The organism is Mesorhizobium sp. YL-MeA3-2017, from assembly GCF_030814575.1.
GTDB lineage: Bacteria > Pseudomonadota > Alphaproteobacteria > Rhizobiales > Rhizobiaceae > Mesorhizobium > Mesorhizobium terrae.
The window spans coordinates 37,348-61,382 of the sequence record NZ_JAUSVH010000003.1 but is presented as its reverse complement, the minus strand read 5'-3'; the positions used below and the strand labels follow the sequence as shown (position 1 = coordinate 61,382).

Genomic DNA, 24,035 nt, shown 5'->3' with positions numbered 1-24,035 from the left:
CGCGGCGTCCGGAAGGGGCTCCGCGAGGTGCGGGGAAAGGAAAAGAAGGAAAGGCGGCCGCAAGTGCGGGCCGGCAAAGCTATGGAAAAGAATGAACTGATAGAATTGCGTGACCAGGTGCCGTGCGCGGCCGTGCTGGAAAAGGCTGGTTTCGCCATCGACTTGAAGGAAAGCACGCGCAGAGCCGTCAAATACCGCCGCGACCGCGAGATCGTCATAGTGATCCACGGGGGCCGGGGATGGTTCGATCCGCTGTCGGACGCCAAGGGCGATGTTTTCAGCCTGGTCGAACATCTCGACCGCGTTCCCTTCGTTGAAGTTCTAGAACGCGTCGCTTCGCTTATCGGCTTTGTCCCCCAGGATCCGGATTGGTCGCGACCACTGCGCAAGATAGAGCCGGCCGCCCCGATTCCCGACCGATGGACGAGGCGCCGCAAGCCGTGGCCCGGATCGATGACCTGGTGCTATCTTCACGGCGAACGGGTCCTGCCCGATGCCATCATCCGCACCGCAATCCGAAATGACGTGCTCCGCGAGGGTCCGCGCGGCAGCATGTGGGCGGCACACCGGGATTGCTGTGGACGCATCACAGGCTGGGAGGAGCGCGGCCCCGAGTGGCGCGGCTTCTCGACAGGAGGCGCGAAGGTCCTCTTCCAGTTCGGCCCGGTCCACGCCCTTCGTCTTTGCGTTACCGAAGCGGCCATCGACGCCATGAGCCTCGCCGCGCTCGAATACGAGCGCGCAGACAGCCTGTATCTCAGCACCGGCGGCGGCTGGTCGCCGGCAACCGACGAAGCAATCCGCAGGCTCGCGGCGCGTGACAACACGCTCTTGGTCGCCGCCACCGACGACAACGCCCAAGGGGACCGATATGCAGACCGCCTGGAAGATGCGTCGATGAAGATGGGATGCGGCTTCGTCCGTCTTCGGCCACGCATTGTCGACTGGAACGCCGACCTGAAGGCGAGGGTGGAGGGTGAAGAAGAAAGGAGGAGAGGAAACTCGGCTGCCGCATGCCCGCCGGCCGCGTCAAGGGTAAAGCTTCGCCCGGCTGCGCCGGCCCTTCACCCGGCCGGGCGGAGAGGCGGCCGCGGGGGAGGGGTCTGAAGGGCCGAAGAGGATGGACATCCAGAGAGGATGAGCCGCGCTCCGGCCCGACGAGGCCAAAGGAGCCCGCACATGACCTCTTCTCCGATCCGCAAGATCTATCAGGGCATCGCCGATCGCCGGCAGATGTTCCGCATGTTCGATCGCCATGCACAGCGACCGAGCCGCTTCGAGGATGACGCAGCCCCCCTTTACCGGGGCGAGTGGTTCGAGGTTTCGCAGGCCGATCACAACTACATGTTCGAGCTCCTGCCGCCGCTCTGGATGCGCTACGGCATGTTCGCGATGCGGGAGTTCCTGACCGGCAATGTGACGAGCGTCTTCTTCACGTTGAGGGTCGATGACCGCATCCGGTATTTCCACGGCTATTGCGACCTGAACGACAGGCGCTCGCCCGACCTGATGCGCGATATCATCGTCGAGCGCGAGTCGCGGCCGGTTCGGGCGATGACGCGCGAGGAGCGCATCGAGCACATCTGGTCGAGCACTCACGACGACTATCGCGGCTACGCAGACTGGCGCTTTCCGATCACCCTGCGAGGGAAGCGCGTCGTCATCGTCTATCTCTCTGGTCAAGCCCATCCCTTCAAACTGCTAGACCAACTCACGGATGACGAGGTCGCGTCCAAGCTGCCGGTGCATCTGCGCCACCTCCCTCACGCGATTGCAGCGTGATGGAGGGGACGATGTTCACATTCCCCATCCTTGCGGTTCGCAAGGTCATCGAACGCGGCATTGCCGACGCCAAGGCCAACGGCGGTTTTCGCAATCCATACTACGGAACCAGGCCCGGCGAAGGCGAGAAACCCGGTCTCTGGCTGGTAGGCGACGAGGGCGTCTACATCATGTCCAATGGCAAGCTCGCCGAGGGCGAGCGTGCCCTCGTCCTCTATTCCGAGCAATGCCACCCGGTCGGCAACCGCGACTGGTGGCACTACAAGCGTCGCCATTTCGGCGGCGATGACGGCGTCGAATTCATCGCAGCCGAACAGCTGATCCCGCTCTTCGACCGCAATCGTCGCGCCACGCATATCAACATGGATCTCACCGAGGACGAAATCGTGTTCTCGCTGATTACTCGCTGATTCCCCTTCAACCGCGGCAACCATCGAGCGGCCAGCCTGCCTGGCCGGTCGATCGCGTGCGCCTTCATCACAGGAGAAATCCCGATGTCTAATGACGATCCTTTCACCATCGACCTCTTCGGCAACACCGCGCTATCGTCCGGCCTCGGGCTTGGCGTCACCGCCTTCGCGGGCGACTTCGATCCCGACGACGATCCCGATCCCTCGACACCGGCGCCGGCTGTGCCGGAACCGAAAGCCGCGAAGCCGGAGCCGTCAGTCTCCCGGTCCCGTGGATCGAACTTCTATCTTGGCGGAGATCGCGGGCTGGCGCGTGGCTGGAAGGAGCGGGCTCGAGACAATATCGCCGCTATCCGCCTTGCCGCCGAGATCGAGGCGGCCGAGCGGCCTGCCACGCGTGAGGAGCAGGAGACGCTGATCCGCTTTATCGGCTTCGGCGCATCCGACCTTGCGAACCACGTCTTCCGGCGACCCGGCGAGATCGAGTTCCGCAAGGGCTGGGACGAGATCGGCTCGGCGCTTGAGGACGCCGTCGGCGAGACCGACTACGCTTCGCTCGCGCGCTGCACGCAATATGCCCATTTCACGCCCGCGTTCATCGTGCGGGCGATCTGGTCCGGCCTCCAGCGTATGGGATGGCGGGGCGGTCGCGTGCTGGAGCCGGGAATCGGCACGGGACTGTTCGCGGCGCTGATGCCCGAAGGCCTGCGCGATGTCTCCCACGTCACCGGCATCGAACTCGATCCCGTCACAGCGCGCATCGCCCGTCTGTTACAGCCGTGGGCAAGGGTCCTCACTGGTGATTTCGCTCGTACCGAGCTGCCGACGAGCTTCGACCTCGCCATCGGCAATCCACCCTTCTCCGACCGCACCGTGCGGTCGGACCGGGCATACCGCTCACTCGGTCTTCGTCTGCACGACTATTTCATCGCGCGAGCGATAGACCTGTTGAAGCCGGGAGCGTTTGCCGCCTTCGTCACCAGCTCCGGAACCATGGACAAGGCAGATTGTGCGGCGCGCGAGCATATCGCGAAGTCGGCCGACCTGATCGCCGCCATTCGCCTGCCCGAGGGTAGTTTCCGCGCCGACGCCGGCACGGACGTGGTCGTCGACATCCTCTTCTTCCGCAAGCGCAAGATCGGCGAGCCGGAAGGCAACCAGTCCTGGCTCGACGTCGAGGAGGTCCGGCCGGCGACAGAGGACGAGGGCGCGATCCGGACCAACCGTTGGTTCGCCCGCCATCCGGATTTCGTGCTTGGCACGCACGCACTGACCTCGGGTCCGTTCGGCGAGACCTACACATGCCTGCCGCGGAAGGGCGAGGACCTGGCGGCCGCGCTCGACGTGGCCATCTCCCTGCTCCCGGAACACCGCTATGACGGCGAGCCCACCGAGATCGATTTCGGTCTGGAGGATGCGGTCGACAACGCGCCGATCGATCTTCCTACCGAACGCCATGTCCGTGAGGGCAGCTTCTTCGTCGACAATGCCAAGGGCCTGATGCAGTTCATCGACGGCGAACCTGCTGCTGTGAAGGTTCGCAAGGGTCGCAGCGCCGAGGGCATGCCGGAGAAGCATGTCCGCATCGTCCAGAAGCTGATCCCCGTTCGCAATGCCGTGCGCGAGGTGCTGAAGGCCCAGGAGCTCGACCAGCCCTGGAAAGAGCTTCAGGTCAAGTTGCGCATCGCCTGGTCGAGCTTCGTGCGCGATTTCGGCCCGATCAACCACACCACCGTCTCGATCGCTGAAGATGACGAGACCGGCGAGGTGCGCGAGACGCACCGCCGCCCCAACCTCGCGCCGTTCCTCGACGATCCCGATTGCTGGCTCGTAGCTGCAATAGAAGACTACGATCTAGAGAACGATACGGCGAGGCCCGGACCGATCTTCTCCGAGCGCGTGATCTCGCCGCCGGCCCCGCCGGTGATCGCAAGTGCGGCCGATGCGCTGGTTGTCGTGCTGAACGAACGCGGCCGCGTCGACCTCGACCATATCGCGGAGCTTCTGCACCGCGATCCGGACGACGTCGTGGCAGAACTGGGCAGCGCCATTTTCCGCGACCCCGCCGAGGGCTCGTGGCAGATGGCCGATGCCTATCTGTCCGGGCCTGTCCGTGACAAGCTGCAGGCGGCGGAGGCGGCCGCCGCGCTCGATCCCGCCTACGAACGCAACGTTGCGGCCCTTCAGGCCGTGCAGCCGGTCGATCTTCGGCCCTCCGACATCACCGCCCGTCTTGGCGCACCGTGGATTCCTGCCGCCGACGTCGTCGCCTTTGTCAAGGAGACGATGGGCGCCGACATCAAGATCCACCACATGCCGGAACTGGCGTCGTGGACGGTACGGGCCGGTCAGCTCGCCTATCTCGCGGCCGGCACGTCCGAGTGGGGTACCAATCGCCGGCACGCCGGCGAGTTGCTGACCGATGCGCTCAACAGCCGCGTGCCGCAGATCTTCGACACGGTCCAGGAGAACGGCAAGGAGCGCCGCGTCCTCAACGTGGTCGACACCGAGGGGGCGAAGGAAAAACTCCAGAAGATCAAGGACGCCTTCCAGCGCTGGATATGGTCCGACGCGGATCGGACCGACCGGCTGGCGCGCGTCTACAACGACCGCTTCAACAATATCGCGCCACGCAAGTTTGACGGTTCGCACCTTCAACTGCCGGGCGCCAGCGGAGCGTTCACGCTCTATCCGCACCAGAAGCGCGGCATCTGGAGGATCATCGCTTCGGGCTCGACATATCTCGCCCACGCCGTCGGCGCCGGCAAGACGATGACCTATTCCGCCGCCATCATGGAGCAGCGACGGCTCGGCCTCATCAACAAGGCGATGGTGACCGTGCCCGGCCATTGCCTCGCTCAGGTCGCACGCGAATTCCTGGCGCTCTATCCGATGGCGCGGATCCTCGTTGCCGACGAGACCAATTTCACCAAGGAGAAGCGCGCCCGGTTCCTGTCGCGTGCGGCCACGGCGAACTGGGACGCGATCATCATCACGCATTCGGCGTTCCGGTTCATCGGCGTGCCGGCCGTCTTCGAGCAGCAGATGATTCAGGACGAGCTGGAGCTTTACGAGAAGCTTCTTCTCGACGTCGATGACGAGGACCGGGTCTCGCGCAAGCGTCTTGAGCGCTTGAAGGAGGGCCTGCAGGAGCGTCTGGAGTCGCTTGCCACGCCCAAGGACGATCTCCTGACCATCGCGGAGATCGGCGTAGATCAGATCATCGTCGACGAGGCGCAGGAGTTCAGAAAGCTCTCCTTCGCCACCAACATGAGCACGTTGAAGGGTGTCGACCCGAACGGCTCGCAGCGCGCCTGGGACCTCTATGTGAAGTCCCGTTTCATCGAAACAAAGAACCCCGGCCGGGCGCTCGTGCTCGCCTCCGGCACGCCCATCACAAATACGCTCGGCGAGATGTTCACGGTGCAGCGGCTTATGGACTTTGCCGCGCTGATGGTGCGTGGCTTGCACGAGTTCGACGCCTGGGCGTCGACCTTCGGCGAAACGGTGACGGAACTGGAGCTACAGCCGTCGGGCAAATACAAGCCCGTCTCGCGCTTCGCCAGCTTCGTCAACGTGCCCGAGCTGATCGCCATGTTCCGGTCCTTCGCGGACGTGGTGATGCCGGAGGACTTGCGCCAATACGTGAAGGTCCCTGCAATCTCGACCGGTAAGCGCCAGATCGTGACGTCGAAGCCGACGCAAGATTTCAAGAACTACCAGTTGGTTTTGGCGGCGCGCATCAAGGCGATCGAGGATCGCAATCGTCCGCCGCAGCCCGGCGACGACATCCTGCTCTCCGTCATCACCGACGGCCGGCACGCCGCGATCGACCTGCGCCTTGTCGATCCCGACAACGACAACGAGCCCGAAAACAAGCTGAACAGGCTGGTCGCCAACGCCTTCCGCATTTGGCGGGAGACAGCGGAGGACACCTACGTTCGTGCCGACGGCAAGCCCTACGAGCTTCCGGGCGCTGCGCAGATGATCTTCTCCGATCTCGGCACGATCAGCGTGGAGAAGACGCGAGGTTTCTCGGCCTATCGCTGGATCCGCGACGAGCTGATTCGCCTCGGCGTGCCGGCCTCCGAGATCGCCTTCATGCAGGACTACAAGAAGTCGGAGGCGAAGCAGCGGCTGTTCGGCGACACGCGCGCCGGCAAGGTGCGGTTCCTGATTGGATCCTCCGAAACCATGGGCACTGGAGTCAACGCACAGCTTCGGCTGAAGGCACTGCACCATCTCGACGTCCCCTGGCTGCCGTCGCAGATCGAGCAGCGGGAAGGCCGCATTGCCCGACAGGGCAATCAGAACCAGGAGGTCGATATCTTCGCCTATGCCACGGAAGGGAGCCTCGATGCCACCATGTGGCAAAACAACGAGCGCAAGGCCCGGTTTATCGCTGCGGCACTCTCCGGCGACATGTCGATCCGTAAGCTGGAGGATTTGGGCGAAGGACAGGCGAACCAGTTCGCCATGGCCAAGGCCGTCGCCAGCGGCGACCAGCGCCTGATGCAGAAGGCCGGGCTCGAGACCGACATCGCCCGGCTGGAGCGTCTGCGCGCCGCCCATATCGACGACCAGCACGCCGTTCGCCGGCAGCTGCGCGATGCCGAGCGCGAAATCGAACGCTGCACGCGCCGCGTTGCCGAGGTCGGGCAGGACATCGGGCGTCTTGTCCCGACTGGTGGCGACGCTTTCGCTATGAGCGTCCGCGGCAAGTCCTATCCCGAGCGCAAGGACGCGGGCCGGGCGCTTATGAAGGAGATCCTGACTCTGGTGCAGCGCCAGCAGGAAGGCGAGAGGGTGATAGCCTCGATCGGCGGGTTCGATCTCGAATATGCCGGCGAGCGGACCGGCAGGGATGGATATCGCTACGCGACCTTGCTGCTGCGCACAGGGGTCCAGGATGAGATCGAGTTGCCGATCACGGTGACGCCGCTCGGAGCGGTTTCGCGCCTCGAGCACGCGATCGGCGGTTTCGAGAACGAGCAGGAGCGCTATCGCCAGCACCTGGCCGATGCGCGGCGCCGACTCGCCTCCTACGAGGCCCATGGCAACGGCGGTGAGTTTGCGTTCGCCGGCGAGCTGGCGGAAAAGCGCCGGCAGCTTGCCGAAGTCGAGGCGGCGCTGGCGAAGGACATAGATGGTATCCATCAGTCTGCCGCAGTTGCTGCATGATCGCTCATGATGGCCGGTCGCGTCTCGCGCGACCGGCCATTTCCATGTCTACGTTAATGCGCGACTATCGCAACGCTGCTTGACCGCCGGGCAGTATTCGATAGGTTCGCTCTGTCCGAGCAAAGGATGGCGCCGGACACCTATTTCGAGCCATCCCGATAACCGGCGACGGTTCTCCGTAACGTCGAAGATAAGAAGAAACCGCACCAGCCTGCGCTGGCCGCGCTGCCTAAGATTTCCATCAATAACCAAAATCAGGCTGCCGCCGATCTGGCGGTTGCCGCAACGCATATGGAGAATCCATGCGGTACGCACTCATCGACAATCACAGGCGCGAGGCAGCGCCAGGCCTTTCAGGAATATATTGCGGCTGCGGTCAGACAATGATCGCGAAATGCGGAAGCCAAAGGATTCACCACTGGGCACACAAGGGCGTTCGCTCCTGCGATCCCTGGTGGGAGCCCGAGACAGCGTGGCATCGCAGCTGGAAGCAGCAGTACCACACGTCATGGCAGGAGGTTATCGTCATCGAAGGAGGCCAGAAGCACATCGCCGACGTGCGGACCAACGCTGGTCTCGTGCTCGAATTCCAGCATTCGCACATCTCGCCAGTCGAGCGGCAATCGCGCGAAGCCTTCTATGGCAACATGATTTGGATCGTCGATGGAACACGCCTGAAGCGCGATCTGCCGAGATTCGCGGACCACCGGCGCGCATTCGGGACCACTCCGTGGCGGGGACTGTTCACGACGCCGTTTCCCGATGAGTACTTTCCTCGGGACTGGCTCGATAGCACCGTGCCGGTATTCTTCGACTTCGCCGGCATAGCTCAACTTCACCCGAACTCTGACGTCGAGCATCGCTTTTTGTGGGGGCTCCTGCCCGGACGGGCTGCAGGTCGCGCCGTGGTCGTCGCCATGGACCGGCAACGCCTTGTGCTTGCAACCCGCACCCGTTCCGAAATCCTGCCCGCCAGGAAGATCGTCGCTGCCCTCGATGCACGGTTTCGCGCCGAGCGCGCCCGAGCGATGATCCGGGCCAGTCGGCATCGCCTGCGGCCAGTCTGGCGGCGTCGCCGCCGCACACCGCGTTTCTAGCACCGTCGCAAAGGAGAAAAGGCGAGGAAGGGGAGGGGAAAAGCCGCTCGCAGATCGGGCGGGCCGCCGACGCTGGCGCTCAACCGCGCCGCTCGCGATCCCGGCTCGGCGCCCTGCGCTGGGCTGTAAGCCCCGCTTGGCCGGCCGGGCAGGGATGCTCGGCCGCAGTTGCACCGGCCCGTCCGCTCCGCGGGCCGGAAGGGGTCTTCGGCAAGAAGACGGAGAAGGACCGGCAAGCCGCTGCGTCCAAAACCCCTGAAAAGGAGCATTCCATGTATCTCATGAAGATGAATCCGCGCGCATTGGTGGAGAACCCAAACCATTCGCGCCAGACCAAGCCGTCGCCACAGGCCGACGCTCTGCTGCTGGCGTCGATCAAGGCGATCGGCATCGTGCATCCGCCTGTCGTCACGCCGCAGGGCGATGGCGGCAACGGCTTCGTCATCGAGGCCGGCCGTCGCCGTGTCAGGCTCGCGCTCAAGGCCGGAATCGAAGAGATCGACATCCTCGTCAACGATGCCGACAACGACAACGCCGGCGCCAACGGCGCGATGCGCTCCTTCGCGGAGAACATCGTCAGGGAGCCGCTCAACCCTGTCGACCAGTGGCGGGCGATCGAGCGCCTGGTCGCTCTCGGTTGGACCGAGGACGCGATCGCCGTCGCGCTGGCGCTGACGCCGCGGCGGATCAAGCAGCTCAGGCTGTTTGCCAACGTGCTGCCGGCGATGCTCGACCAGATGGCCAAGGGCGATATGCCTAACGAGCAGCAGCTGCGCACCATCGCGTCCGCTTCGCTCGATGAGCAGAAGGAAGTCTGGAAGGCGCACAAGCCGTCCAAGGCCGATCCGAGGGTCGGCTGGTGGAACGTGGCGAACGCGCTGGCCAAGACCCGCATGTACGCCAAGGACGCCAGTTTCGACGACGAGCTGGCGCGCGCCTATGGGATCGAATGGGAGGAAGACCTGTTCGGGCCGGCCGACGAGGACGGCCGCTACACCACCAATGTCGAGGCGTTCCTCGGCGCGCAGCAGGAGTGGATGGCGAATCACCTGCCGAAGCGCGGCCTCATCACCGAGGCCAACAGCTGGGGTCAGCCGTTGCTGCCGCCGAAGGCCGAGCGTGTCCACGGCAAGGCGGCCAAGAGCGACTGCGTGGCCATGTATCTCGATCGCGACGGCAAGGTCCAAAGCGTGACCTACCGCATGCCGGAGGCGAAGAAAAATGGCAAGGACGCCGACGATATCGGCACTGTCGCGAAGCCCCGCCCGCCGGTCACCAACAAGGGCATGAACATGATCGGCGACTTCCGCACCGATGCGCTGCGCGAGGCGCTCGACCGGGCGCCGATCGAGGACGACACGCTGATGGCGCTGCTGATCCTCGCCCTCGCGGGACAGAACGTCTCGGTCAGGACCGACGGCGGCGAGTCGCTCTATGGCAGCAGTCGGCTGGCCAGGTGCGCGGCGAGCCTGTTCAACGCCGAGGGCCAGCTCCAGTGCAGCGAGGAGACGTTGCGCGTCGCCGCACGCCTGTCGCTTAAGGAGATCCTGTCGTGCCGGCGAAACGCCTCCAACAGCGGGATCGTCGCGCGCGTGGCCGGCGATGCGATCGGCGCGAACATCTTCCTGCCCAACATGGGCACCGCGGATTTCCTGTCGTGCCTGTCGCGTCAGGCGCTCGAAGCGTCCTGCAACGGCACGCCCGTGCTGCCGCGTGCGCGGGTGAAGGACACGCGCGCAGCCCTTGTCGAGCACTTCAAGGAGGACCGTTTCGTTCACCCGAGCGCGCTGTTCGCGCCGGACGAAAAGGAACTCGCGAATTGGCTCGCCACCAATGCGCCCGAGCCGGACGAGGACGAGGAGTCCGCCTCCGGCGACGACCTGACCGCTGCCTCGGAAGAGCTCGACGAGGGTGAGGACGAGTTCCGCGAAGCGGCCGAATAGCCGCTTTCCAAGCATCATCGAACGAGATCCCGCCGCCGGCTCGTCCGGCGGCGGTTCTGTTTTCATCGTCAACAACAGGAGGACAAGAATGTCCGCTTCATTAATTTTCGACCTGGTGCCGCTTGGCGCCATCGTAAAATATTCCGACGGAACGCCGCGTCCGCCGGAACGCCATCGCAAGAAGCTCGCGGCTTGGGAAAATCGCAACAATGGCGGCCGGCTGATCGCCAAGCGGCCACGGCACGTTGTCGGCAGCACGACGATCCTGGAGTCCTTCACGCTTCATGAGGGGGATTTCGGCAGCGGTGGCGTCGTCGTGCTTCGCGTCCACCGCAGCTTCTCGATCGACAGCGACCTGAAGTTCACCGTCGTCGAACGGCCCGCCATCGGCTCGGTCGTCGTTCTCGACCGGCCTGACGGCGAGCTGGTGCATCTGGCCGAACACCATGCCGCCGCCGAGAACTGGCTGAAGAGCCACGGCTATCCCCATGCGATCCTGAAGCCGGTCACGGCGGACCAGGTGGCAGGGGATGTCGTCGAGGGGAGGGCCGCAGCATGAGCGCGCACGCTTCCCCGATCCCCAACGATGAAGCCCCCGGTTTTCCGGCGGTTTCCTTCGGTGTCAGCGCCGACGGCATGAACGTTGCCCAGGTCGGAGACCGTGCCTACGCGATGGTTCCCGCCCGCGGCGGCAGGCACTATCTCGCCAGCGGCTGGCGGATTCGGCGTCCCATGCCGGAATGGAGGCGCGACGATTTCTACAGCCACGACGGTGAGCTCGCCGACGCGGCCGCGTTCCGCGCCGCCGTGCTCGAACGCGCCGAGCACGCCCGAGAGCTGCGCGCGCTGGGCCGACGCGAGGCGCATGTCCCAGCCAGCACGCCGTGGGGACCGTCCCAGGGCGCGACCTTCTATGCCGAGGACGTCGTGTTGCACAGCACGGCCGGTCATGGCGGGTTTCATCTGTCGGGCGCTCGCAACGCAAAAGTCCATGCGACGCTGCGCCTCGCCGGCGGCTGGTACGAGGAAGACGAGGCCTGGGCCATCGTCGCGATCAGCGTCCCTCATCTCTTCACCGCCTTCGAGCGACGCTGCGCGGAGCGCACGGTCAAGGACAGCTGGCCGGATGCGTGGGAAGCAATCTTCGGCACGATCCTCCAACCAGGCGAATCCCGGTCGAAGGACCGCCGCGCTTTCGAAAGAGAGCATGCGAACGACTGGATCGTCGTCTCGGCGATCACGTCGGACCGCGAGAAGGGCTTCGTGGAGGTCGTCGCCACCCCTGGCGGCAGGCGCGGAGAGGGGACCGAGGAGCGCCGCTTTCTCGTGCCCGCTGAGGAGTACGAGGTCGGCCGCTTCGGCTTCGTCATCGATGTGCACCGCCATCCTGTCTATTGCGGCCCATCGAGTTTCATCGGCTGGCAGCGGAGGACCACGTTACGACCCGCTGCTCTGAACGCGAGGCGCAGCTCTCCCGCATGGAGGAAGCGCGTCGGCAGATACAGCGGCAGCTTGACATGATCGAGCGCCAGATCACGCGGCGCATGACGGCGCTGATCCCGCAATTGCAGCCGCGCCGCAGGGCCTACAGGCGCGGCAAACCGCCCGATCCGAGTGCGTTTCTCGAACGCTACCGATCGAACTTGGCGGCGATCAGGGCGGAGCGACAGCCCGAGATCGACGCCTTGTCACGCAAGCTCGCCCGGAAGGATCGCGCGATCGCGGCCTTCCGCCAGCGTCACCCCGTGCCCGACCGACAGGAGGCCGCATCATGATCGTCTACAACGTCAAGCGCCGGTGGTTCGCCATGAAGGGCGACGCCGAGCAATACCGCATCCGCGAAAAGCTCCCTCCGGACGCCACGATCAAGATCGGCATCGCGGACCGCACCCAGCTCGCAGCCTTTCTCGACGCGCTGTGCGAGCCGCCGGCCTCCCCCGCCGAAGGCGGCACGCAGGTCGCGGCCGTGCCGGAGGGGATCGACAACGCCTTTGTCGATCCCGACCTCGATATCCCGAAATTCCTCCGGGACAGCTGGGCGCGGCTCATGGCCGGGAAAGGAGACTAGCGATGGCTGCCCCCTGGTCCTTCATCGCGTCCTATGTCGGAACCGCGCTGTGGTCATCCTGCGGCGGCGACGGTGTTCCTCTCGACCGCCGCCATGACATGAGCGATCTCGCGGCCGAGACGCGCGCGCGGATGGAAGCGGATTGCCACCGCCTTCTATGACGCGAACCACCGGCTTATCCATTGCCTCGACGCGCCGCTCGCGCGGGATTTCGAGGGGCCGATCCATGACCGCGAGGCGGCGATGGCGGCTCATGATTTCTGGCTGACGCGCTGCGGTCACGGCGCCGGATTCTGGGACGAGGACTGGCCCGAGCCCCACGCCAGCAGGCTGGACTTCGCGGCGCGCGCGTTCGGCGTCTATGTCGGCGACAACGGCATGATCTACCTTTGATAGCCGGTGCGACCGCATTTCACCATCTTGGCGAACCGTGCCGGCAGACCCGTGCCAGAGCGGTCCTGGCGTGATATAGCACGTCTGGCAGGGAGCATTCGCCATGGACGAACCGACACGTGAGGCATTCGAGCGCCTTCTTCGCATCGCTCGCAGCGACACCGGCCAATCGCGCCGTGTCGCCGACTTCATCCTCGCATGGTGGAATGCGGACAGTCTCGGCGGCTTCGACCTAGCCGACCTCTTCGCAGTGGACAAGGCGATCGCCCGCGACATGACGAGCGTTTTCGCCTGGCTCGCCAGCCGAGCGGAAGCCGAGTATCCCATCGACCACCGGGCTCAGATCGAGGAGATCATCCGACTTTGGCGACCCGAGGTTCTGGAGCGGATGTCGAAGACGGCCTGAGGCGTCTCGGATAGGCCGCCGCACCGCGCGGCATCGCGGCTTCTTCTTCGCAGACCGCGGGACCGGATTCGTCATGCGGGTCCTTTCCTACTGGCGGTCTATCGAAACGCCGGCCCTTGCCGGCCTCCCTTCGGATCAAGGTGCGCTCGTAAACCGGCGGCCGTGCGCTTCAAGGCCGCTTCGCGCCGCCTTGCGGCCGGGCCGTCCGATCTCGCCAAGGCAGGCCCGCGGGCTGCGCGGGGCTGGAAAGCCCCGCTGGCCCGCAAGCCGGACTCGCTCGATTCCGCCCGGCCCGGACCCTGAAGCGCCCGTCTTTCCGCCGGTTTTTCCCGAGCACGCCCGAAGGGAGGGCCGGCAAGGGCCGGCCCGAGCCATCGGCCCATCTGAAGGAAAGGACATCCCATGGCAAAGAAATCCGCTCCCGTGCCGCGCCCGGCCGCTCGTGTCGTCCCGTTGCGCAAGGGCACGACCCTCGAAATGGTTCGCCTCGCCTGCCCAGACGCCACACAGGCCACCCTGATCGCCGAGAGTTTTGGATCTCCGGTGATCGACAGCGAAGGCATCCGCGAGCTTCACGAGCGCATGATCGTCGAGACTGCCGATGCGCTCGGAGAGGGTCTGGGCGAGCGCGCCATGCAGATCCACCTGCAACGCATTGTCGGCTCCTATGTCGGTTCCGCCCACGGCGCAGGCCAGTTCTACAGCCGGGCGGTGACGGAAGCGCGCGACCTGACGGCAAAAGCCGCCAACGACCTGCGCGACGAGGACCTCGACGGTCCGGGCGGCTTCGAGAGTGCCGCCCAGCGCAAGCGCGAGTTCGCCGCCGACATGGGCATTCAGGCCCATGCGCTACGCATGGCCGCCGAGGGCGCCGTCGCGGCCTACGAGCACGTCGTCGGCGAGCGTTGGAAGCCCTTCGAGCGCCCCGTCGAAAACCCCGGCCATATGCTGGATCGAAAAGCGGCCGAGATGCAGATGGCGGCTCTCGGTTGAGCCTCAATCGGGCGAGGCTCCGGCCTCGCCCCTTCTTCGAGCCAAACAGCCCGGTCCCGGACGGGGCCGGCCTGTTGTCTTGTCGATGCACGCCGGAAAGCAGGGAAAGGAAGGGAAGGACGGCCGCGCCCGCGGCCCGTCCCGGACGGCGGTCCTGCCGGGGCCGGCGGTCCGCGCAACGGCTTTGCCGTCCTCCACTTCGTTTCGGCCCTTCCCCGCCCGTCGCAGTGCGACGGGCCTGGTCGGGTGCGCTGGCCCTCCTGATTGCCCCGGCACTGGACCTCCGCGACGGGCCGCGATGGGCGCGGCCCCGAAACGGAGGATAGGAAAATGACGACCAAGAAATCCGGCCCGCGCGCCGACGTCTACACGCGCATCACCGAACGCATCGTCGTCGATCTCGAAAAGGGCGTCCGGCCATGGGTCCAGCCATGGGGCGCCCGCAACGCCAACGGCCGCGTGACGCGACCGTTGCGTCACAACGGCCAGCCCTATACCGGGCTCAACGTGTTGCTTCTCTGGTCGGAGGCGATGGCGCGGGGCTTCACCTCGCCGATGTGGATGACCTTCAGGCAGGCGTCCGAGCTTGATGCGCATGTCCGCAAGGGCGAGAGCGGTACGACCGTCGTCTATGCCAGCCGCTTCACCAAGACCGAGGTCGACAGCCATGGCGGCGAGGTTGAAAGGGACATCCCCTTCCTCAAGGCTTACACCGTCTTTAACTGCGACCAGATAGACGGTCTTCCCGATCATTACTACAATCGGACCGAGCCGGTCATCGATCAAGTCGAGCGCATCGCCGAGGCGGACAGCTTCTTCGCCAACACCGGCGCGGTGATCCGGCACGGCGGCCCCAAAGCATTCTTCTCGCCGTCCAGCGATATGGTGCAGATGCCGCCGTTCGAGACGTTTCGCGACGCGGCGAGCTACTACGCGGTGCTCGGACACGAATGTGTCCACTGGGCCGGCGGGAGCCATCGTCTCAACCGCGACCTCAGCCGCTACCACAAGGAGCGGAGCGAACGCGCCCGCGAGGAGCTGGTCGCGGACATCGGCGCCAGCTTCCTCTGCGCCGACCTGGGCATCGTTCCCGAAATGGAGCCGCGCCCCGACCATGCCAGCTACGTCCAGTCGTGGCTTACCGTGCTGGAGGGCGACAGGAAGGCGATCTTCCAGGCCGCGGCCCACGCGCAGCGTGCCGTCGCATATCTGCACGATCTCCAGCCGCAACCGGCGACGGAGCGGGAAGCAGCCTGATGATCCTTTCCGCTCCCCGGCGGCGGCCGCTGTCCGGCAGGCAAATGCCTGCTCCGGCTTGACCCACTCTGCGGGGCGCGCCGAAATCCATGATTCGGAGGAGCGGCGGGCGCAGATCGCTCGGACTCCCGACAGACCTGGATATTCCGGCATCGCCATCGACGACAGGAAAAGCATCGGCATTCCTTTATCGATCGGAGACCGCCTGAGGCCCCACGCACAATAAAGCTGGCATCCGTCATTCAGTTGCATTACATTGCGGGAAAGGAGGCGCTTATGCCTGCAAACGCATTGGTTCAAACGCGGATCGACTCGGACGTGCGCGACCGCGCGTCGGCCGTTTTGGAGAACATGGGCCTCACGGTGTCGGATGCGGTGCGCATTCTGCTCACCCGCACCGCCAACGAGGGCGCGCTCCCGTTGGAGTTGCTCTCGAACAGCGAGGCCCACGACGCCTGGTTCCGCGCCAAGGTTCGCGAAGCGCTGGAGGATAGCCGGCCTGACATCCCCGACGACCAGGTCGAAGCGCATTTCGCCGGGCGGCGTGCCGCGGCGCGTCGCAAGATCGGCGACCTCAAATCGTGAGGCTCACCTGGTCGGCTTTCGCGCTCTCCGATCGCGACGGCATCTTCACCCATGTTGAAGCCCAGAATCCCGCAGCCGCCGTCGCCATCGATGAGCGGATCGTCGCCGTTGCGCGGCGGCTTCGCGACTTTCCAAAGCGGCCGGCCAGGCCGCGTCGCCGGAACGCGCGAACTTGTCGTCACCGGGACGCCTTACGTCGCGGCCTACCAGGTTACCCGCGAGACAGTACGGATCCTGCGCGTTCTACATGGCGCCCAGCAATGGCCTGACGATCTTTCGGACGGCTGACAGTGCGCCTCCGTCTCCGCGCCCGGCTGGACGCGCCAGGATCCCCCGCCCCGGCGGCCGAGGGTGCATGGCGGGATCAAACGTCGCCGCCGTAGGCGCACAGGAGACGCGAAGGCCGTCGCACGCGCAGCCGGAAAGCAGCTGATGATGCGGTGCGAGACGGAGATCGCGGCATCGGCGGGTGCGGACTTCGCCAACGTCCGAATTCCTCCACAGCACGGCGCCCGCGGCCGTCGCAGGCCATGATGCGGTCGGAGCGGCCGGGCGCGGGCGGCATCGGTCGATCCGGCAGGGCAGGGTAGTCGGCGATGGTGGGAACACTTCTGCGGTCCGGCGGCCGTCGGCGTGTCCTCGAATTCCACCGATGAGCATGAAGCCAGGATCAGGTTCCTGTCCGAATCTGCCTGGCGGGCGCCCACGCAGGCCTCGATGAGTCCGGTATGACCTGAGGCTGACTGCGTCTCGATCGCCTTCCCGCAACGTCCGGCCCCGGCCATTTTCCGCCGGCGGCTGCGCCGCCTTTGCATCGCGAGGCAAAATAGCCGTTGCCGGCCGCCCTCCACTTCGTTCCGGCCCTGAGGACCACCCCATTGCGCAAGCGCAACGGGGACCCCGGTGGGTGCGGGGTCGATCGCCTCCGGTCCTTTCACCGTCATCGAGGCCGCGATGGGCGCGGCCCGAGCAAACCGGAAAGGAACCTATCATGGCTGTCATCGGCAATTTCGCGACCAACGGCAACGGCATCGTCGGCAACGTCCGCACTCTCTCGGTCGGCTTCCGCGCCCGCCTCAACCCGATCGAACGCGTCTCGCGCGACGCTCCGGACTTCCGCATCACCGCCGGCAACGGCGTCGAGGTCGGCGCAGGCTGGAAGGCGGTCTCGGACGACGGCGAAGAGTACATCTCCATCAAGCTGGACGATCCGAGCTTCGTCGCCCCGATTTCGGCGGCGCTCTGGCCGGGCGAGAAGGACGGCGAATACGCCCTCATCTGGAACCGCCCGAGGCGGCGCGACGCCTGATCCCGCGACCAACGAGCCCCGCCGCAAGGCGGGGCTTCCTCGCTGCGTATGGTGAGGCCGCAACCGGGCATCGAGCCCGGCTCCGGCTGGCCGGGCGCTCTACCGGGAGCGGTGGGTCTGCTCAGATCGTCCCATTGTGCCCTGGCGTTCCGAAGGCCTCAAGGACATCGCGGTTCCCCAATTTTCCGCCGCCGCCCGAAGAGGGCGGCGTCAGAAAATCGGCTCCCCCGCTCGCCGCCTCCGGCGGTCGCTCCGCGATCCTTGACCCCTCCGGCCCGCCACGGCCGCCGACGTCGTCCTTCACAAACATCAAGGAGACGACGATGTCGATCGATCAACACATTGAGGAGCTTCGGGCCGAACTGCGGAATGCCGTCTACGCGGACGAGCGGCGCTGGATCGAGGAGGAGCTGGCGATGGCGCTGGCCGAACGCGAGGCGATCTGGGCCGAGCAGGAAGGCCTCGCCAGCAGCGAGCCGCCCTTCTAGGGGCGCCTCGCGCCTCGGACGCACTCGGCGGCCTTAGCCGTTGAGCGCGTCCTTGACGGCCTTCGCCGGTGCGAAGGTCAGCTTCTTCGATGCCGCGATCTTGATCGTTCCCCCGGTGGCCGGATTGCGGCCCTCGCGGGCAGCCGTCTGTTTGACTTTGAACTTTCCGAAACCGGGGATATTCGTCTCGGCCCCGCTCGCCGCCGCAGAGGCAATTTCCTTGAAGACGCTGTCGACGATGGCCTTGGTCTGCGCCTTGGTCAGGTTCTGCGCTTCGGCGATCTCGGTCGCTGTCGTCATGTCCGTGGCTCTCCTCGCTGTTGGATCAATCCCTTTCCTATGGCAATGAATTCGACGCGAGGGTAGGGCGGGCGCGAGGGCCCCGGCGCGAATCCACTGAAAAGCGTGGAATTCCCGCTATTTCGACCTATTCAGGTCGGGCGCTGTCACGATATCCCTTGCGGCGCTTGGCGCGCTCAAGGCGTGCAGAAGCGCTAGCCGCATCGTCGTCGCTGTCGAACGTCTCCATCATCGACCGGCCGTTCGTGCCGATCCTGCCCCAATTGCGGATGACCGAAGCGCCGCCGAATAGGGTCGGCTGGATGGCGAGCATGTAGAAGCGCCGCATGTTCCGCGACGGGTCGATGCGGCGAAGATGAACCGGTCCTGTTTCGTCGTGATCCATGCCTAGAATCTCGCTTCCTCCGGAAGCGGTGTCCAACGACATTGATGAATCGATGCAGCACTACCGATTCATGGCAGTGATGGTTCGGCATCATCGATAAGCGTATTGTCGGGCTCTTCTTCCAGAAGGAAGGCTCGGGCGAGACCCTTCGGGCACGGCTCTACTCGCGCCCCAAGGGGGCGCTCACCGAACCCGCTGTGCGGTTTCGGCCCATGCGGGTTACGCTCCTCTCGCGGCGCTCGACTGTCGGCGAAACGTTACGGCCGTTTGCGGCACTGGTAGGGCACAAGGCCGGCTGGTCGCCGGATGCGGACACGGCGCCTGCCGGCGCCGTGGCGGCTGATCGGTCGTCACGAGGTCGGGCTCGTAGTCATGGCACTTCGACCAGACACGGATTAAGGTCTGGATCGAGGCGGCTTGGGCCGCCTCGATCTCACTTCACGGCGAGCCGACTCTGTCTGCTCGTCTGCATCATCGTGTAAGCCAGATCAGGGCAGGCCACCTCACATCGGGCACGCCGGCCTGCCCTGGGGGAGACACTAGCCGCCTCTCCCCCCAGACCCTCCGCTCCATTCGGACTGCTTCGCAGCCGGCCTTTCGGGCCGGTTGATGGACGCTGCCGCGACTTCGCCAATGCAACCGGGCAGTTCGCTCGACCTCAACCGCATAAGCGGCTGAAGTCTTCGCTGCTGCCCTGGCGGCGCGCTCACGCCTCGATGCACGCTGTCGCGACCAGCCTTCCGCCGAGCGGCTGGCTGGTCGCTCTCGCGCATTCTCGGCGTCCGCTTCTGATTTTTTTTTGAGAGCACGCTGGCCAACCAGCGTGCTCTCAAAAATGGCAGGATAGGCTAGCTGGTGACAGCTAGCCATTGCGCCCGAGGGGCGCCGGATCGGTTTCGCCGCAGACGGGTGAGAACAAGCTCGCATGTGTCCGTTTCGGCGAGGGCGCCCGGGCACGGAACGCAAGCGGACGGAAGGAATTGGCTTCGGTGTCATTGTCACAATGCCACCCGGTGACAATGACACCGGGTGACAACGTGACATTGTGAAATCGTGTCGTTGTCACCGGACGACATTATCAAAATGACGCCCGGTGACATTGCATTCGATATGCAAGGAAATTATACTATGGTGTAAGTCTAATTCTCACTTCCAAGAGATGTCTCCTCATGCCGGTTCGTGAAATCTCCAATGTCCCGTCCGTCTCGCTGGCCCTTTGCACGTTCAAAGGAGGTGGAGGAAAGACCGTTCTCAGCCTCAACCTCGCCGGGGAGTTCGGCAGCCAGGGAACCAGGACCTTGCTCATCGACTGCGACCAACAGCAGTCGCTGTTTCGTTGGTACAAGACGTCTGTCGCCCGCGGCTCGATCAGCGAGATCGACAATATCGATGCGATCTCGGTGCTGCCCAACGAGGATCTGAACGAACGGCTGAAATCAGCGCCAGTGGCCGACATCCATATTTACGATGTCGGCGGGCATGCCCACGGCCGCGCCCTCGATGTTTTCAGGCGGGTGCAGGCCGTCATCATTCCCGTCATTCTCGAGGCGACGAGCGCTACCCAAGCCATCAATGTCTCAAATCTGCTGAAGCAGATTGCAGCGAAGGAGGGCAGGGCGGTCACACCTCATGCGGCAATCTGGAACAATGTCGATCATATCGCCATGACGAAGAATCGGGCCATTCCGGAGGTCATCAAACTCCTCAACGCTGGAAAAGTGCTGACCTTCGAGACGATCATTCGCAAGAGCAACCATTTCAGCGACGTCGCAGCCGGGTACGGGACGCTCTATACGAAGCTGCGCGAAATCGACCACAATCCGAAGATGGCGCCATCGGCGAAGAAACGAGCCCGCGAGAGCGTCCTGGATGCCATCGACCAGATCAAATCGTTGAACAACGATTTCATCAACCTCATCAGCGCGGCATCGTGAATATGGCCAGTTCTCCCAAAAGCCGCGTCCAGGTAGTGGGCAACCTGGCCGTGATCGCCCGAACCCGCCAGATCGAGCCTGTAGACCCCGACGATCCGGCAATGACCTTCATGCCCCCGCTCGCGTCTGTCGAGGAACTCTCCTCTTCCGGCCCTGCATCGATGCCGGAGACAGACAACGGCTCTCCTAAGATCGATGCCCCGCCGCCCACCACCGTCGAGGTTTCGACAGCATTGTCGACGGGCGGGCAGGCGCAAAAGCGCAATAACGGCCGTTCCTCCGTCCGCCCGCAGGGGGCACCGTCGCAATTCGCCCGTGTCAACAAGGCCGAGTCCGCCGACTACACGCGTGTCACGCTCAGATTGCGCAATGACGTCATCACGCGCCTGGTTGCGCATGGCCTCTCCCAGAGCAAACGCTACACGACGGTGATCGAGGACTTCATCATGGCCGGGCTGGACCGGCACCAGGACTGACAATGCCCAGTCCGCGCTATTACCTTCGGCTCCCTCGGCGCCAGGCTGATGAACTGGAGGCGCTGGCGACACGCCTCGACACCTCGCCGGCTCTTGTCATCAAGCTTCTCGTGGACCGGACGCTTTCGGAAGCTGCCCCACTTCTGGCCGATCACGATGAGCAACTTGAACATATCCATCTCACAATCCGCGACATCGCGCAGATCCACCGGGGTCTCATGCGCGATGAGGCCGCCGTGCCCGATCAGCACGCGATCCAGATCCTGGAAAAGCTCGACGAGATTGCGCGTGCAATCGACTCTATCCGCGACGCCGCATTTGTGCGATCTTATACGATAGTGAAAGATTTGATCGCCGCGCACGATGAGAAACCCACGCAGGAAACCCTTCCGCTCTAGGCGTCACTTGCCGCTCTACCAAGAACTCATCGAGGACGATCGCCGTGGCGGCGGGGGCGGAGGAGGGGGAGGCAATGGCGGCGGTGTTGCCGGGAAGGGGGCGGGCGGTTCTCGCCGCCCGTACAGCCCCGCCAGATCCCGGCCCGACCCCTTTGCTGCCAGCACCGCACTCAGCCGGGCCACAGGCCACAACGCCGTGGTCGTCAAGATATTGTCCTATGGCGCCGGCGCGGGATCTGCGCGCAATGTTCTCGAATACCAGGCCAAAGAAGAGCGGGCGATCGACCAGGACGGACGCGAAGTCGTCAGCATCAAGGATGCCCTCAAACAATGGGAACGCGATTTCACCACGCGTGAAGGGTCGAAGGACATTCTCCTCCTCACCTATGAACTGCCGAACGCCAGCCGCGAAACCGTCGCCAAGGCGCTTGATAATCTGGCACGCGACGGCATCCTTCAGGATGGCGACACACAACGCACCTATGCCTACAGCATCGGCCCGGGCGTGAAGGATCAGACGCGGCTTCAGCTCGCCATCGTTCTGGCTCATGAAAAATTGGACCGGGCTGACCGCACGAGCGACGGCCACATTCCCCCTTCGATCGAAATGGTTCGGGCCATCGATCGTCGTGTCGACGACCGCCTCGCAGGGCAGGGGATCGCGCCAATATGGCGCTATCCTGCCCAATTTGCATCCGGTCCAAAAGGATTCAACGCGACCCTGCACGCCATGCAGCGCCAGGACAACGCAGTCACACTGTCGACCCACGCTCACCTGGTTGAACGCGGCAACAAGACACCGATCTACAAGCGCACCGGCGAGCGCCGCTCGATCACGACAACCGATCATAAGGAGCTCACGCGAGAGGGCCGCACGATCGGCGTCCTTCTGCAAAGCCGGCAACCCCGCGACTTCATGCACCTGCTCCTGTCCGGTCCAGCAAGCGTCGACCGCGACAAATTCATCGAGGCGGCAGGCGACTTCCTCGGCACCCAGTTCCATGGGCATCGCTATGCCTTCGCGATTCACAATCGTCACGAGAGGGCCAAACACCCGCATGTCCATGCCATCGTCAGCCTGAAAGGCCCCGGCAGGACTCGCCTCAATCCCAACATCCGCGATTTCACGGAGTGGCGTGAACGATTTGCCGACAAGGCACGCGACCGCGGCCTGGCCATCGATCACCAGAAGCGCCTCGATCGTGCCGGCCCGCCTCCCGTCAAACGCTGGGAGTGGGAAATGTTTCGCCGCATGGGCGCCTACACGCCACCCAACGTCATGACCAAGGTCATGAACAAGATCCGCGACACGCCGACGGCGCCCACAATGCAGGCCGGCGTCGACCGCTTCAACACATCGAAGAAGGCGCTGGGCCGTGTCATCGACATGCTGGAAACGATCGGCAAGGACCGGGCGCAACCGAGCACCGCCCGCGAGCTCTCCAAGGATCTGACGATCGGGTTAAGGCGCGAATATCGCCGCCTGGAAGATGCCGTCTCAAGCGGCGAACTGCCTTCGCATGAGAAAGGAGAAATCCATATGCTGCGCAACACACCCATCACCTCCAGCCAGGCAAAGACCGCCATGGACGCGATCGCCACGTCCGCGGCAGCGGTCGCAAAGGCGATCTCCAACCCAACCGAACGCGCGATCTTCGAATCCGCTACCAGGGTCATCGACAAGGTCGTCAAGCTTCAGCTCGACTCTCGTGTCGCCAAGGGCAAAGAGCGGCACGATGACAGGACTTCAAACGCGACGTCGACGAAATCGGGCGCCGGGCGCGACGCCATGTTCGAGAAGGGCGAGATCGATCGTACATCGAGCAATCGCAGCGCCGACGTTTCCCGGATTGCCCAGGCTAATCAGGGCAGGGCTATTGTCGGCGACAGTCAGGAGCGTGGCCGCGATCGGGCGAAGGAACGCGATCCGGAAAAGCAGCAGGAGCGCCAGATCCCATCTCGGGTGGTTCTGACCCCGCCGAAAGACCGGGATCGCGGCGATCGCAGCCGGTAATACGGGGGCGGGCCTTTTGATGTCTATGCGGCCAACGCCGACCATTTTTCGCCGACAAACCTGGTTTCGGCGTTATGAGCATTGCGAGGGCTGTGATGGCAAGCGCGTTGCCAGGCTTGATCCTTGCCGGCTTTGCTCTATCGGTTCTCACCGGCAGCGGTGAAGTCCAACCTGCCGCAAGCTTCGCCGAACGATGCACGCTCTATTTCTCCGGCAACGTCATCCTCGCTGACGTGCCTGTCGCCAGAACGCCGGAGCAGATGGCCCAGGGGCTCATGTTCCGAGAAGACGTCGGCCCGGGAATGCTCTTCTCCTGGCCGTCGCCCAAAGAGCGCGTGTTTTGGATGCGCATACGCACGTGCCCCTTTCCGTCGGCTTCATCTCGGCTGGCGGCAAGCTGTTCGCCGTCGAGGACATGGCGCCGAACACCGACGACTATCACTACTCGGCAGGACCGGCGACGGATGCGCTCGAACTCGCCCAGGGCCAATTTGCTCGGAAAGGCCTGAGACCAGGTTCCCGTTTGCTACGCCGGAAATGCCGTTCTGATCAGTCGCTCGGTCATACGCAAACAAAAAGCCCGCCAGGGGCGGAGATCCGGCGGGCTGATTAGAGA

26 protein-coding genes and 2 pseudogenes are annotated in these 24,035 nt (G+C 64.6%); 25 read left to right on the top strand and 3 right to left on the bottom strand.

Annotated features, from left to right (window positions below; translation table 11 throughout):
* Nucleotides 1-81 precede the first annotated feature (81 nt).
* The 4 genes from QFZ88_RS27755 to QFZ88_RS27740 all read left to right on the top strand — a co-directional run bounded on the left by QFZ88_RS27755 (nucleotide 82) and on the right by QFZ88_RS27740 (nucleotide 7,373).
* Nucleotides 82-1,107 (top strand): DUF3991 and toprim domain-containing protein, encoded by a 1,026-nt coding sequence (locus QFZ88_RS27755; RefSeq protein WP_083237636.1) that lies wholly within the window; start codon nucleotides 82-84, stop codon nucleotides 1,105-1,107.
* 72 nt (nucleotides 1,108-1,179) lie between these two features.
* Nucleotides 1,180-1,782, top strand: a complete 603-nt coding sequence (locus QFZ88_RS27750) for a DUF1419 domain-containing protein (protein WP_065996859.1) — start codon at nucleotides 1,180-1,182, stop codon at nucleotides 1,780-1,782.
* 11 nt (nucleotides 1,783-1,793) lie between these two features.
* A complete protein-coding gene (locus tag QFZ88_RS27745) occupies nucleotides 1,794-2,192 on the top strand; it encodes a DUF3085 domain-containing protein (RefSeq protein ID WP_065996860.1) in 399 nt (132 codons plus the stop codon).
* 84 nt (nucleotides 2,193-2,276) lie between these two features.
* Complete coding sequence (locus QFZ88_RS27740; RefSeq protein WP_065996861.1) at nucleotides 2,277-7,373, top strand: lactate dehydrogenase; 5,097 nt, start codon at nucleotides 2,277-2,279, stop codon at nucleotides 7,371-7,373.
* Nucleotides 7,374-7,421: 48 nt separating this feature from the next.
* Here the strand turns inward: QFZ88_RS27740 and QFZ88_RS27735 are convergent, their stop codons facing one another.
* Nucleotides 7,422-7,664, bottom strand: a complete 243-nt coding sequence (locus QFZ88_RS27735) for a hypothetical protein (protein WP_139116435.1) — start codon at nucleotides 7,662-7,664, stop codon at nucleotides 7,422-7,424.
* A gap of 11 nt (nucleotides 7,665-7,675) precedes the next feature.
* Here QFZ88_RS27735 and QFZ88_RS27730 point away from each other — a divergent pair, with 11 nt between their 5' ends.
* From QFZ88_RS27730 to QFZ88_RS27660, 15 genes and pseudogenes are all read left to right on the top strand, one after another.
* Nucleotides 7,676-8,470 carry a competence protein CoiA gene (locus QFZ88_RS27730; RefSeq protein WP_065996863.1) on the top strand — a complete coding sequence of 265 codons (795 nt, stop codon included), beginning with the start codon at nucleotides 7,676-7,678 and terminating at the stop codon, nucleotides 8,468-8,470.
* Nucleotides 8,471-8,742: 272 nt separating this feature from the next.
* Nucleotides 8,743-10,413 (top strand): ParB N-terminal domain-containing protein, encoded by a 1,671-nt coding sequence (locus QFZ88_RS27725; protein ID WP_065996865.1) that lies wholly within the window; start codon nucleotides 8,743-8,745, stop codon nucleotides 10,411-10,413.
* A gap of 88 nt (nucleotides 10,414-10,501) precedes the next feature.
* Entirely contained in the window at nucleotides 10,502-10,972 is a 471-nt protein-coding gene (locus tag QFZ88_RS27720; protein WP_065996867.1) for a hypothetical protein, read from the top strand.
* Nucleotides 10,969-11,934 (top strand): DUF7007 domain-containing protein, encoded by a 966-nt coding sequence (locus tag QFZ88_RS27715; protein WP_245317428.1) that lies wholly within the window; start codon nucleotides 10,969-10,971, stop codon nucleotides 11,932-11,934. The genes QFZ88_RS27720 and QFZ88_RS27715 overlap by 4 nt, the downstream gene beginning before the upstream one ends.
* Entirely contained in the window at nucleotides 11,892-12,188 is a 297-nt protein-coding gene (locus QFZ88_RS27710) for a hypothetical protein (protein ID WP_065996868.1), read from the top strand. The genes QFZ88_RS27715 and QFZ88_RS27710 overlap by 43 nt, the downstream gene beginning before the upstream one ends.
* On the top strand, nucleotides 12,185-12,481 hold the full coding sequence (locus tag QFZ88_RS27705) for a hypothetical protein (RefSeq protein ID WP_065996870.1): 297 nt from the start codon (nucleotides 12,185-12,187) through the stop codon (nucleotides 12,479-12,481). Before QFZ88_RS27710 ends, QFZ88_RS27705 begins: the two co-directional genes overlap by 4 nt.
* A 2-nt stretch (nucleotides 12,482-12,483) precedes the next feature.
* Complete coding sequence (locus QFZ88_RS27700) at nucleotides 12,484-12,642, top strand: hypothetical protein (protein ID WP_167523837.1); 159 nt, start codon at nucleotides 12,484-12,486, stop codon at nucleotides 12,640-12,642.
* An 82-nt stretch (nucleotides 12,643-12,724) separates the two neighbouring features.
* Entirely contained in the window at nucleotides 12,725-12,874 is a 150-nt protein-coding gene (locus QFZ88_RS27695) for a hypothetical protein (protein ID WP_167523836.1), read from the top strand.
* A gap of 103 nt (nucleotides 12,875-12,977) precedes the next feature.
* The gene (locus QFZ88_RS27690) at nucleotides 12,978-13,280 is read left to right on the top strand and encodes a DUF7673 family protein (protein ID WP_065996872.1); all 303 of its coding nucleotides are present in this window, start codon (nucleotides 12,978-12,980) and stop codon (nucleotides 13,278-13,280) included.
* A gap of 402 nt (nucleotides 13,281-13,682) precedes the next feature.
* Complete coding sequence (locus QFZ88_RS27685) at nucleotides 13,683-14,273, top strand: hypothetical protein (protein ID WP_065996874.1); 591 nt, start codon at nucleotides 13,683-13,685, stop codon at nucleotides 14,271-14,273.
* A gap of 330 nt (nucleotides 14,274-14,603) precedes the next feature.
* Complete coding sequence (locus QFZ88_RS27680) at nucleotides 14,604-15,530, top strand: ArdC family protein (protein ID WP_065996876.1); 927 nt, start codon at nucleotides 14,604-14,606, stop codon at nucleotides 15,528-15,530.
* Nucleotides 15,531-15,806: 276 nt separating this feature from the next.
* A complete protein-coding gene (locus tag QFZ88_RS27675) occupies nucleotides 15,807-16,115 on the top strand; it encodes a type II toxin-antitoxin system RelB/DinJ family antitoxin (protein ID WP_065996878.1) in 309 nt (102 codons plus the stop codon).
* A pseudogene (locus QFZ88_RS27670) lies at nucleotides 16,112-16,403 on the top strand (type II toxin-antitoxin system RelE/ParE family toxin). Before QFZ88_RS27675 ends, QFZ88_RS27670 begins: the two are co-directional and overlap by 4 nt.
* A 703-nt stretch (nucleotides 16,404-17,106) precedes the next feature.
* Nucleotides 17,107-17,424 carry a DUF736 domain-containing protein gene (locus QFZ88_RS27665; RefSeq protein WP_065996880.1) on the top strand — a complete coding sequence of 106 codons (318 nt, stop codon included), beginning with the start codon at nucleotides 17,107-17,109 and terminating at the stop codon, nucleotides 17,422-17,424.
* Between the two features lie 323 nt (nucleotides 17,425-17,747).
* Nucleotides 17,748-17,912, top strand: a complete 165-nt coding sequence (locus QFZ88_RS27660; RefSeq protein ID WP_167523835.1) for a hypothetical protein — start codon at nucleotides 17,748-17,750, stop codon at nucleotides 17,910-17,912.
* Between the two features lie 33 nt (nucleotides 17,913-17,945).
* On the opposite strand, the gene QFZ88_RS27655 is transcribed toward QFZ88_RS27660, so the two are convergent.
* Nucleotides 17,946-18,212 carry an HU family DNA-binding protein gene (locus QFZ88_RS27655; protein WP_065996881.1) on the bottom strand — a complete coding sequence of 89 codons (267 nt, stop codon included), beginning with the start codon at nucleotides 18,210-18,212 and terminating at the stop codon, nucleotides 17,946-17,948.
* A 127-nt stretch (nucleotides 18,213-18,339) separates the two neighbouring features.
* Nucleotides 18,340-18,597: a WGR domain-containing protein gene (locus QFZ88_RS27650; protein WP_065996882.1), complete on the bottom strand. Its 258-nt coding sequence runs from the start codon at nucleotides 18,595-18,597 to the stop codon at nucleotides 18,340-18,342.
* Nucleotides 18,598-19,766: 1,169 nt separating this feature from the next.
* On the opposite strand from QFZ88_RS27650, the gene QFZ88_RS27645 reads away from it, so the two are divergent.
* The 6 genes and pseudogenes from QFZ88_RS27645 to QFZ88_RS27625 all read left to right on the top strand — a co-directional run bounded on the left by QFZ88_RS27645 (nucleotide 19,767) and on the right by QFZ88_RS27625 (nucleotide 24,032).
* Nucleotides 19,767-20,531, top strand: a complete 765-nt coding sequence (locus QFZ88_RS27645) for a ParA family protein (protein WP_065996883.1) — start codon at nucleotides 19,767-19,769, stop codon at nucleotides 20,529-20,531.
* 2 nt (nucleotides 20,532-20,533) lie between these two features.
* On the top strand, nucleotides 20,534-21,007 hold the full coding sequence (locus QFZ88_RS27640) for a hypothetical protein (RefSeq protein ID WP_139116436.1): 474 nt from the start codon (nucleotides 20,534-20,536) through the stop codon (nucleotides 21,005-21,007).
* Between the two features lie 2 nt (nucleotides 21,008-21,009).
* Nucleotides 21,010-21,405: a hypothetical protein gene (locus QFZ88_RS27635; RefSeq protein WP_065996885.1), complete on the top strand. Its 396-nt coding sequence runs from the start codon at nucleotides 21,010-21,012 to the stop codon at nucleotides 21,403-21,405.
* Between the two features lie 196 nt (nucleotides 21,406-21,601).
* A complete protein-coding gene (locus QFZ88_RS27630) occupies nucleotides 21,602-23,419 on the top strand; it encodes a hypothetical protein (protein ID WP_245317430.1) in 1,818 nt (605 codons plus the stop codon).
* A 74-nt stretch (nucleotides 23,420-23,493) separates the two neighbouring features.
* Nucleotides 23,494-23,712, top strand: a pseudogene (locus QFZ88_RS29610) (hypothetical protein); the annotation flags it as partial.
* Nucleotides 23,713-23,759: 47 nt separating this feature from the next.
* Nucleotides 23,760-24,032, top strand: a complete 273-nt coding sequence (locus QFZ88_RS27625) for a DUF192 domain-containing protein (RefSeq protein ID WP_246192408.1) — start codon at nucleotides 23,760-23,762, stop codon at nucleotides 24,030-24,032.
* Nucleotides 24,033-24,035: the final 3 nt, after the last annotated feature.